At 46.0% G+C, this 11365-nt stretch carries 8 protein-coding genes; 6 read left to right on the top strand and 2 right to left on the bottom strand.

The window, feature by feature from the left end:
* Nucleotides 1–683: 683 nt before the first annotated feature.
* Nucleotides 684–1694 carry an HNH endonuclease gene (locus DOM22_RS12535; RefSeq protein ID WP_168196648.1) on the top strand — a complete coding sequence of 337 codons (1011 nt, stop codon included), beginning with the start codon at nt 684–686 and terminating at the stop codon, nt 1692–1694.
* Between the two features lie 147 nt (nt 1695–1841).
* On the opposite strand, the gene DOM22_RS12530 is transcribed toward DOM22_RS12535, so the two are convergent.
* On the bottom strand, nt 1842–3122 hold the full coding sequence (locus tag DOM22_RS12530; protein ID WP_142700704.1) for a 3-deoxy-D-manno-octulosonic acid transferase: 1281 nt from the start codon (nt 3120–3122) through the stop codon (nt 1842–1844).
* Nucleotides 3119–4165 (bottom strand): glycosyltransferase family 9 protein, encoded by a 1047-nt coding sequence (locus DOM22_RS12525; protein WP_142700703.1) that lies wholly within the window; start codon nt 4163–4165, stop codon nt 3119–3121. Before DOM22_RS12525 ends, DOM22_RS12530 begins: the two co-directional genes overlap by 4 nt.
* Before the next feature lie 168 nt (nt 4166–4333).
* Here DOM22_RS12525 and DOM22_RS12520 point away from each other — a divergent pair, with 168 nt between their 5' ends.
* The 5 genes from DOM22_RS12520 to DOM22_RS12500 all read left to right on the top strand — a co-directional run bounded on the left by DOM22_RS12520 (nt 4334) and on the right by DOM22_RS12500 (nt 11339).
* On the top strand, nt 4334–5650 hold the full coding sequence (locus DOM22_RS12520) for a hypothetical protein (protein WP_246845949.1): 1317 nt from the start codon (nt 4334–4336) through the stop codon (nt 5648–5650).
* On the top strand, nt 5640–8039 hold the full coding sequence (locus DOM22_RS12515) for a hypothetical protein (RefSeq protein ID WP_142700701.1): 2400 nt from the start codon (nt 5640–5642) through the stop codon (nt 8037–8039). The genes DOM22_RS12520 and DOM22_RS12515 overlap by 11 nt, the downstream gene beginning before the upstream one ends.
* Nucleotides 8040–8132: 93 nt before the next feature.
* The gene (locus DOM22_RS12510; protein ID WP_246845948.1) at nt 8133–9167 is read left to right on the top strand and encodes a hypothetical protein; all 1035 of its coding nucleotides are present in this window, start codon (nt 8133–8135) and stop codon (nt 9165–9167) included.
* 2 nt (nt 9168–9169) lie between these two features.
* Nucleotides 9170–10351 carry an RNA methyltransferase gene (locus tag DOM22_RS12505; RefSeq protein ID WP_142700699.1) on the top strand — a complete coding sequence of 394 codons (1182 nt, stop codon included), beginning with the start codon at nt 9170–9172 and terminating at the stop codon, nt 10349–10351.
* Nucleotides 10352–10403: 52 nt separating this feature from the next.
* A complete protein-coding gene (locus DOM22_RS12500) occupies nt 10404–11339 on the top strand; it encodes a hypothetical protein (protein ID WP_142700698.1) in 936 nt (311 codons plus the stop codon).
* The last annotated feature ends 26 nt before the right edge of the window (nt 11340–11365 follow it).

Below are 11365 nucleotides of genomic sequence, written 5' to 3'. Positions count from 1 at the left end.
CGCCGGGGGGAGGTGGGTAACGTGAGTTTTTCTTCGCTCAAATGGGGCATTTCCTGAGGCAGAAATATGCGCATATAAACCCGGGTTTTTAGGTACAAATCCACCGCCACCGTGGCAGTGCTTTCTCGACAGCTGTCGGCTATGTGTTCCTGCCATGATTGCAATAGGCATTGGTATTTGTTTTCGTAGGTAGAATTATAAATTTGTCGGAATTCAGGGGAAGAATTCAGAATTTGACTGATAAATAAGCTGTTCAAGAAAAGCTAGCTCATGCTCATCATTTTTTTCTTCTTCTTCTTCTTCTTCTTCTTCTTCTTCTTCTTCTTCATCTTCATCTTCATCTTCTTCTTCTTCTACTTCTTCTACTTCTTCTTCTACTTCTTCTACTTCTTCTTCCGCCCGGCAGGTTTGCTAAATTTTTTTGTGAAGATTCTTAGCGCCAAATATTTCAATTTTATAACGGCTTCGATTGCACAAAAATGTTGACGCTTAAAATGAGTTTCCAGAATAAGCCCCGTGCGCTGATTTTCATTTTTTTCGCTCGAAAAAACAAGTTTTCGCCAATCTCTCAATCTTGAGGCGATAATGCGTTTACAAGGCGAGCTTGTTTGGTATTCTAGACTACTCAAAAAAGATCCTCTGAAAACCTATGATATTGTGCTTTCAAAATCAGGAGGTCGCCAGTGAATCTAAAAGTACTTAATAAATTAGAACTGGATCAAAGAATAAGAACTTTGGCGCAGAGGGAACGTGATCTTTTGCACGAAGTGCTTTTGACGATTAAAGAAATCGATTCTCGTCGCACATACTTGGATCTTGGATTTGGCAGTCTATTTGATTATTTGGTAAAAGGCGTGGGATATTCTGAAGGAAGTGCCCAGCGCCGTATCGATGCCGCGCGGATGATTCGAGAAATTCCTGAGATTGCCGCGAAAATTCAGACAGGCGAATTAAAGTTAAATCAAATATCCCTAATCCAAAAGGCCTCCCGAGAGGTGTTTAAAAATCAGTCCATCACCGTAACTACTGATGAGAAACTTGAAGTTATTCATGACCTTTGCGGCAAAAACCACACAGAATCTCAACAACAGGTGGCGGCGTTCTTTGATTTGCCAGTTCTACAAACTACACATCAAAAAACTCAGGCCGACGAAAGCGTCCGTATTGAATTTACCCTTTCAAAAGAAGCTTATGCAAAAGTAAAGCAGGCTCAGGCGCTTTTATCTCACGCTGTAATTTCCGCAGATCTTGGGGCTTTTTTAGAATTTCTGTCAGATAAAGTTATCAAGCAAAAAACTAGCTCCCTGAAAGCGAAGAAAATGCCTGAAACGGATGCCGCAATAACGTTGGAGGATAAAGTGCAAGTTGGGAATTCTGACAAGTCAATTTCATCTGATAAAGTCAACGTATCCAAAACCCCGAATGTGAATACGAGAGCTACCGCCACGATGGCGGTATATGGACAGAAGCCTTCAGCAGCTGACACTAAGAAAATCAGATTAAAACAGGTTTGCTGCCAGTTTGTAGATCCGGTTACGGGAAGACGCTGTGAAAGCACTTGGCGTCTGCAAGTAGATCATAAGCATAGCCAGTGGGCGGGCGGTGGGCATCGGGTCGAGAACCTGCAGCTGCTATGTGCGGGTCACAATAGATCGAAGTATCGCACTGAAGCTGGGATTAGGTATCTTTCATGAATGGTTCGACTGCAGTGTGTGCCGTCCATACGAAGAACGTCGAAAGCCTTTCTCATGGCGTCCACGGCTGCGGCATCAGCGGCGAGGCCCCGTGTACGGCTTTGCCAAGGACGGCCGGGCGCTGATTTCATGATTATTTTGTAAATCCTAAAAGAAGCTGCTTAATACTCGTTGCGTGGAGTTCTTGTTCTTGCCAATCTCAGAGCGGATTTCCTCTTTGATGTGAGGGAAGGCGAAGGATTTCTTACGCATGCGATCGATCAAAACCATCACGTCTTCAGAGTTGTGCACGACTTGCACGATCATACCTGAAGAGAAGTTTTTCTTTTGATAGAACAAAGCCTCGCGGTTGTTTTGATGGTGGGGTCCCACCATCACGGGCAAGCCCGCAGCTAAAGCTTCCATCACGGAGTGCACTTGTTTCTTAAAGCTGCCACCGATAAAGGCGATATCCGCCCAAGTGTAAAGCTCCGCCAAAATGCCGACTTTATCAACCAGCAGAATGCTACCCAAAGGCCAATGCGTGGATTTTGAATACAGCACATACGGCAAGCCCGCATCGCTGAATTGCTTTTCCAGCTTTTCCAAGTGCGCGGCTGTGGTCTCATGGGGAGCGATGATCATTTTCAAATTATCGCGTTTGATTTTGCTTAACGCCTGAACCAAAACTTCTTCGTCTTCGGGCCAAGTGGAACCAGCAATAAAAACGAAATCATCCGTCGAAGGCATCAATTCATTTTTCAACTGTTTCGGATTTTCCAGGCGATGGAAAACCTGATCAAAACGTGTGTCGCCACTGACTTCGATTTTGGTTTTAATTCCCAGATCATACAAATTGCGACGATCTTCCTCGGTCACACAGTGGATTTCATCCAACTGATTCATCGCATACTTCGTCACAAATCTTGAAAGACCTTTAAGGCGGGAAGAGTTGTCAGCAAAAGTCGCTGAAAACAAACCCGTTGTCAGGCGCTTTTTCCTAGCAACTCGAGCCAAAACTGGCCACACATCTGTGCGCGAGAAAAGCAAAGCGCGGGGATTCCATTTATCGATAAAAGAAGCGACCGAAATATCAAAATCCCAGGGCAAAGCCGCCCACATATCAATGTCGTGCATGCTTTCTAAAATCTTTTTAGCAGACGGCGACGAGTAGGTCACAATCACCGGAATATCGGGATGGGCCTTTTTAAATTCACGAATCACGGGACGCGCGTATTCAATTTCGCCACTGGCGGCATGGATCCACAGCGGACGATGTAAAGGAATCAGTTTTTCAGTCCCTGGGTGAGTCATTTTATAAAAGCTATGGTTTTTATCCTCGATCATATCGCGCAACTTGCCACTGATAAACGGACGAAGAAGCTGTAACACGATCCAGGCAAAAGGCACCAATACGAATTTATAAAACCAAAACACCAACAGACTCATTTTGTTTCCTCAAGGATGTGGCGCAACTGTTCTGCTACTTGTGCGGGAGTGATATCTACCAGGCACTTATGGAATTTTTCTTTATTCACACATGGACCCTGACCGTGCTTGCTGCAAGGACGGCAGTACAAATCAAGTTCCATGATTTTCGTGGTCGGGCGCGAAGGGAATCCAAAAGGAGCGGGGCCCATCAAAGCAATCGTGCGTTTTCCCAATTGCTCGGCCACGTGCAAAAGCCCGGTGTCGTTACTGATCACCACACGAGAAAGTCCCACCACCGCAGAGCTTACTTGAAGTGAAGTTTTCCCAGCCAGGTTCATAACTCGCTCTGGAGCCACCGCATGAATGTCTTCGATAAACGAGTCCTCGGGGCCGCCGAGTAAAACAAACTTCTGCCCTGGCATCAGCTGAATCAACTGAGCCCAGTATTCTTTTGGCCAACGTTTTAAAAAATAAGCCGCTGAAGGCGCCAATGAAACCGCATTCGCGAAATCGCCCAAAATCCCACGTGCTTTCTCAACCACGTCAGCACTTGGAAAAATCTGCGGAGCCGCTGGGGCCGCTTTACTCACACCCCATTTTTGCAAAGGCTCCAGCAAATCACGCTGACCGTTGAAGGGTTGTTCAAATTTATTAATGCGGAATCTGAAAAGTAAAAATCGTTTCCAACGACGAATCGAACGACGAATGAATTTAGGTCCCAAGCCCAAGAAACCAAACGGGCGCAGGAGCAAAGAAATAATGCGTGAACGGCTGTTGTTATGGGCATCATAAATATGCGTGAATTTCTCGGGACGCATCGACCAGACAAGCTTCATCAAACCCAGTGCACCAGCCTTGCGATCAAACTCCCACACCTTGTGAATGTGCGGATGATTGCGCAGTAGGGGCGCCATGTCTTTGCGTGTGATCCAATGGATCTGGGCCTCTGGAAATGCTTGCGCAATTGCAGAAGGCACGCTCAATGTCTGCACGACATCGCCAAACGCTGAGAAGCGAATGATTAAAAATTTAGCACCCTTACGGGTCTCAATTTGAGACATGAGGGAATCCTAGCAAGGGCGCCCAAAAAGGTCACTTGTTTAAAACGTTCCACGGCAATACCTCCTAATTTCCCCCTCATCAGGGCACAACCTTTGATGTATTAAGGGCAGATAGGGAGAACTATGCTATTTAGGTGTCCCCCCAAAGGGGCCTCTATATTTCATTTGATGATTTTTTGGGCAGTGTTAGCACTGCCAGGATTCGCTGTGGCGCAAGTGCGCACAGAAATGAAGCTATTCTCCGACTCTTTTATCAGTCCCGAGTTTGAAGCTACGCAGAAAACCAACTATCAATTTGTCGGTGCTGCGATCAAGACAGAGCCCTTTTCTGACTCCGCCCTGCGCATGGATATCTCGGGTGGTGTGGCGATCGGCTCGCCTCTGTTAAATTACCTAAATATCTCGGAACTTTATGTGCAAACGAAACAGAGCGACACCGAAACATTCTATATCGGTCGTAAGAAAATGCTGTGGAGTGAACTGGATGCGCGCTGGGAATTAGGTGTGTGGGAGCCACTTTTTAAGTGGAATCCACTGTCACCAGACCGTCAGGGCTTGTCCGGAATTTTTTGGCAAACAGAAGGACCGACTTACAATTTCACTTTGTTTGCATCTCCGATTTATATTCCCAGCCAAGGTCCGAGCTTTGAAATCGAAGACGGGGATTTTGTCAGAGGAAATCCTTGGTTTCATCAGCCTCCACAAAGCGTTCGTATCTGGGACGAAGCCACGGAAATGCAATACAACATGAATCAGCCGTCCACGACCGAAGTTGTTGTGCAAAATTCCTATGGTGCGAAGATCGCAGTGGGAGATCCCAACGGATTTAAAGCACAGCTGAGCTATATATATAAGCCCGATAATACGTTGGCGATTGGTTATCAAGGCAGTCTGGATTTAAGTACTCTTAAAGGAAATGTCGAATTGCGTCCGCAAGTGTTTTATCATTCACTGACGGGCGCTGATGTGACTTATAAAATGAAAAATCTGCGCGTGGGTGTGAGCACTATTTTAGATCGCCCGACGAAAGAAAAAGTATTCGAGGATCCTGATTGGACTCAGCCCGTTTTTGAAGACGCGTTGATGGTAAGTCCGTTCGTCGAGTGGGACAATGGCTGGTGGGCGTTTAATATTATGCGTTTAGATATTCACGGTGGCCGAGTGACTGAGACGGGGGCGGACCGCGCCAATGAGCCTTTGACAAATTTATATCCGTTTTATCACGCGAATCAAGCCTCACTTTTAACCAGCTTTTCATTGGGGAAAGCGCGTCGTTTGATTACAAAATTGAGCTTTACGCAATCCGATGAAAATGATTTTCAATTGTTCCGGGTGAATGCGCGTCTGCGTATTTCTGGTCTGTGGTCGTTCTTTGGCGAGATGCAAATGCTTAAAGCGGGGCCGACATCGCAAAGCAATCAAAATGAACTGGCGCAGTTTGCAAATAATGACCGATTGATGTTAGGAGCAGCTTATGTCTTTTAAGCGTAAGTTCTCTTTGCTCATAGCTTCGGTTTTGATGATCACGGCTGTGGGTTGCAGCGACTTTATCAATGGTCAGCAAACCAAAGAAGAAGAACTGCATTTCTCGAATGAAAAACTAGCTTGTTTGCAAGGCGTTCCGGAAACTTTGAAACGTCTGACAAACGGTGATGGCGAAAAAGAAGAAATCCGCACGTCGGTGGACTGTCTGCGCCAGGCCTTGATGTATTTCCAAAAGAAAACCTATGGGGCGCAGGGTAATGCCTATACGGTCGAGGAAATGCGCCGCTTTTTCTCGAAATATTTCTTAAAAGAGAATGTCGTGACGCCGGAATTCGCTTTGGAATTGATGAAAATCAAGAAAGCGGTCTTGGGTGGTTCCAGCAATAATTTGACCAAAGAAGAAATCACGCGCCTGATTGATGTTCTGGCAATCGTTCGTGATGAAGCCGTCGATTTAGCTCCGCATATTAAATTGCTCCTGTTGGGTGTTCCGGTCGATCAAGCAAACTGGCAACAGGTTTCCGCGGCGGTCGAGCAATTGCGGGTGGGCTTGCAACGCCTTTTAGAGAAAACTGAAACGTCGCGCTCGGATTATTCTTTCGAGGACGGGAAACGGGCCCTTAAAGGTTTCAAAGAATTTATCAAAGACGAAGACACTGATAAAAACGTGACTCAGTGGTTGCCAGTTGTGGAAGTGGTTAAAAACGTTTTGATGGGTCAAGAAGCTCAGCTTGCGACTTACACTCAGTGGAAGGGCAGCCTGAACAGTTTGATTGATCTGTATGGCTTGGTTTTAAAATATCACTATATCATTCACAATTTCGATATGAGCACGCAGCCCAAAGTGCGTGAGGTGAGTCAGTTTATCGGTCAAGCCATCGACTTGATTGAAGGTGCACCTCAGATCGCGACGCGTGGAATGATTCCGTTGGAAGACATCGACAATTTGATCACAACGATTCTTGGTCTTCCTCAAATTCAGGCGATCGCGAAGATCAGACCCATTTCGATTCAAACATTGTATCGTGCAGCCATCTTGCGCCTGCTTGAACCGGGTCGTAATGGTGACTCTCGTGGTATTTTAGGTTTAGAGAAAAAGCATATCGTCGCCTTAAGACGTGAGTACAATGTGTGGCGACTGGTACAAAACTTCGTCGACGCCCAGTTGGTGAGTGGTCGTTCCGCAGATTCTTTGATTTCCAAAGAAGAGCTTTTGGATAAATATGGAAAATTCAATGCTGTTGGTTATATCAAGGCGGGACTTTCCACAGATCCATACGAACACATGGCTTTGGAAAATGCCTGGAAGGACTATGGCGATCTTTTAAACTCTGCGGTGCTGATTTCCTATAATGCTAAAGGCCGTATCGAGGAATTCAACAACGCTCACGCTTCAACAACCACTTGGAAAAGTCTAACGACATCTAATTTGATGAGAACTATGTCTCGCGGTTTGCTTCTGGCTTATGGCAGCAACACCAGTGGCGAGTTGACCAAAGCGGCGATGCAAACAAGTGGTTTGGTGACTTGGTACGAAGACTTTAAAGAGTTGATGTTCGATCTAAAAGCCTTCGACCCACGCACGGGAAATACCGGAGAGCGCAGCTTCCAGGAAGCTAATTTCTTTACCTTCAGTGGCAATGGGGACTCGTACATGAATCAAAGGGAAACTTTTGAATTCGTAAGCTTGTTATTCAGTGCGGGTTTGTCTTCGTCGGGTTCCGTTTACAACGACATGCTGCTGGCGGGTTGTGGTAAAGCGAACGGGAAGTCTTTGGCGGAGGATGTGGATCCTTTGGGCTTCTATTATTTGAACGAGCAGTGTTTCCAATCGAACCTCCGTCTGAATTTCAGCAAGTACTTTGATAACTTGCCCGAGATGGCCAAGTTCGTAGCGAACCTAAAACCCGAGCAGTGGAAAGAGTTCTATACGACACTTCGTTATTTGGCTTACGTGTCGCCCAAAGAAGATCAAGGTTTGGTGGAGGTTGCCAATATCCGTACAATGGTGACAGTGCTTCACTATATGGAGTCCGTGATGTTGATTTATGATCAAGATCGCAATCAAAAGCTTTCGCTTGATGAAGTGTATGCGGCCTCACCAAGGTTCCTGCCGTACATTAAAGAAATGAAGAAAGATATTCCATTTGATACGCTTTTAAACCAAGGTTTCGCGTATATGGTGTTCTATGGCAAAGAAGGTTCCGCTGCGGAAATTGCCTGGTTTCAAGCGCAAAAAATCTGGTTGGATGAAGCGGATCGCCTGAATTTGATGCGCGCCATGAAAGCTATCAAGGACATGCAGCTAAGAGCTGCCGCAAAGAAGCTGCAAAAAAAAGCAGCTGATGCCGCCGTGATGCAAAATAAAGCTAAAAATAGCCAGAAATAGCCATATCGGAAATTGAACCCGTCCCCAAACTAAGTTAAGGTTTCCCAGATGTTGGGGACTAGGTTTTGGGTTGCAGTTTTGGGGTTGTTATTGGTGTCACCGGTGGTGATGGCCAGCGCCCTTGCAATGGACGAAGAGGTTCCCATCGTTATGCGTGAGCCAGCATCCGAACCGGCTTATTACGCCAATCAAGATGCCAGTGCCCGCATCGACCATATCATTGATGATAAAACTATCAAAGCAACCACTGCCTTCAATGATTGGCGCGTGGGCGAGACGGTCGCCGTTGAATCGCAAAAAAGTGGCGTCGGCATCATCGGGTTTTTAGAGATCATCGGTGTTTCCAATAACGAAGATGGCACGTTCCAGGTGACAGCAGAACTTCAGCGTCAGTCACGCCTGCATTTCATCCAATTGGGTGATCAGATTTATCACATCAATTTGTCTTCGGATAATAACAAGTACAAAGGCACGACGGATTTGATTATCAAACGTCGTGGCAAAAATATTTCTGCGAAGTACAAACCATTGTTCACCCAAGGTGTGTCCGTCGGCGAGACCGCCGAGACCTTGTGGGAAAATGAATACGTCATGAGCTGGTATGGTCAGATCAATTATGGCATCACCGATAGGCTTTCTGTGGGAACAATCATCCCCGGGGATATCGCAGGCGCCTACAATGGTTCTGGTAAATTCCGTGTCTTCGCCTCGGATTCAAATACTTTTTCTATCGGCGCCAATACAGCTCACGTTCCAAGTGATAATTCCAACACTCTCAACTTTACGGTGTACTGGGATTCGATTTCTTCAGAAAGCGTGATCTCGCATACGATGTTCACGGTGGCGGCGATGTCATTTGCGAACGCCGCGGATGTCACAGCGGTAAAAACTCTCGGTACAACATCCTTCCAAACGGGATATGAGTTTATCGGTGATAACTGGGACCGTATTCTTTTGGGGCCGAGTTATAACTTTGAAACCAAAGCGCTCGGTGGATATTTAACTTACGTCAAGATTTGGGATCGCTTCCATTTCAGTTTATCGCTCAACTCAACGGATGTTTCGTCCTTTAAGCTTTCTGCGACGGATGGTTATTACGTTTTGTTTGATGCGTATTGGAGATTCTAACTGTGAATCGTTTTTTTATTTCCACACCCCTTGGTTTCGAAAACACCGCTCTTCAGGAAATGAAAGAGATCTGGCCCTATCTTTTAGGAAAAGATGCAAAAACTCATTCTTTGCCATTTCCAGAAGTCGCCGTGCTGATGGGTGGGCTGGAATTTGAAACAGAGCTGTTTCAGGCTCTGCAATTGAATTTCTTTTTGAAAACGGCGAACCGTCTGTTGTTGCGAATGACTTCGTTTCGCACGAAAGATCTGCCAAAGTTCTATCAAAAATTTAAATCACTCCCATGGAAGGAATACCTTCATCACGCGAACGTCGATTGGGAAGTGGCTGCACAAAAAAGCCGTCTGAACAATGAAAAGCGTCTGCAGGAAAGTGCTGAAAAAGCCCTGCAGGAAATTTTCGCAGGTCAAAACGGTGATAGCACCTGTGCTGCGATTTACATTCGCATGGAAGATGATCTGTGCACGATCAGTTTGGATGCGACAGGCGAGCACTTACATAAACGTGGCTGGACCGTTTTAAAAGGTGAAGCTCCGATGCGTGAAACCATCGCAGCTGAACTTTTAAGAGAAATGATCGGGGAGGCGACTCCTGCCGAAGTGTCTTCGGTGAACCTGTGTGATCCGATGATGGGTTCGGGAACTTTCCTGACAGAGGCCCGAGGTTTATGGTCAGGACAATTCCAAAGAGATTATTCTTTTAAGCAATGGAAGAAGTGTCCAAAGCTTTTCTTGTCGCCAAGCTTTGCTTTGAACTATGAAATCCCGGCCCGTGCCCCGTTCAAAGCGGTCTTGGGTATGGACATCAATCCCGAGATGCCTGAAATCGGACTTAAGAACTTCAATGAAGTCGAAGCTCAGTTAAAAGCTTATCAACGGGATGAGTTTAAATCCCAGGAGCACAAATTCTGGGTTCAGGACGCCCTTCAAGGTGTGGACTTGCCCGGTCCACTGTGGATGGTCGTAAACCCTCCCTATGGGGAGCGTTTGCCGGTGGCGGGCAAAGGGGGCCTAAAGACCCTGGCGGCGGAGCTATGCCGTCTCTATAAGCCCCAGAAGCTTGGGATCCTGTATCCGGAAAAGGACCGGGTTCAACCGGCTCCTAATGGCTACCAAATCGAAAAGGAGCTCAAAATCAACAATGGCGGGATCCGCTGTCTGTTTACGATTTTGACACCCCTGTAAAAGAGGATTTGCCTCTGGCGGAATCGAACCGATCAGGTTAGATTCTGCCCCTATGAAAAGCCTAAAAGTACTTTCCGCTCTATTTATTTCATCTGCACTTTTAACGTCTGCTTGTACTCCACAAGACAAGCAAGTTGGAACTCCTGAGGTTATGGCGAAAATCCGTAAGCCTAAAGGTAATAAAGGCGGTAACGTCGGCACTTCTTCAGGTTTGAAGATCGGAGCTTACGCAGCTTCAACTGTGATGATGGAAAAACAAATTGAGGCATTGGAACTTGCGCAATTGGCTTTGGGCCACGCTGACGTCACAAAATCTTTATACTCCATCAGCGATAAAGCGACTGATGAAAAAGGTGTCACAACGTTAAAGATCACTTCTTTGAAAGAAGATCTGAACTATTCAAACGGGTTGGGAGCTATCAAAGGCAAAATGAACAAAGCCTTCACTGTAACTATAGCTACCGCAGAAGACGGTGAAATTGGTGTGGAAATTCTGGGGCAGCCAGTAAAATCTTTCGCTGATATTTTGGACTTGAAAAAGACCTATGTGAACGTATTTGAAGACTCCTACAAAATGGTTCTAGTTACATTGAAAGACGATCCTTCGAAATTGGGTCTCGGAGTTCAATCCAGCGGCAAGTTTAAAGCTTCTTCGGCGAGCGGTGTTAGAGAAGAGTCGTTTACTTATGTTCTGAAAATGCAAATAGATCGCGCCAGTTTGACAGCACCTGCGGTTTCTATCCTTAATTCCGACATGGCGATGGTTTTAGGTAAGGATCAATACGCGGTTTCTGCCAAGGATTTAACTGTAAAAATTGAAGGTCGTTGTAATGAACTTGTAGGATCCGGCGTGATTGAATCCGACAAATACAAAAATCCAGTTACTTTCAACAACACGTCTGTTTCCGTCGGTAAAAAGTGGAAGCAAGATCTTGCGACTTGCGGTCACCGTCCAACGGTTGATATCGGTCGTTTGCTGGTTTACTAAGAATTTCGAAAGCAAAAAAGCAAGGG

The organism is Bdellovibrio sp. ZAP7 (genome assembly GCF_006874645.1).
In the GTDB taxonomy this organism is placed as follows: domain Bacteria; phylum Bdellovibrionota; class Bdellovibrionia; order Bdellovibrionales; family Bdellovibrionaceae; genus Bdellovibrio.
This window is presented reverse-complemented; position numbering and strand designations above follow the sequence as displayed.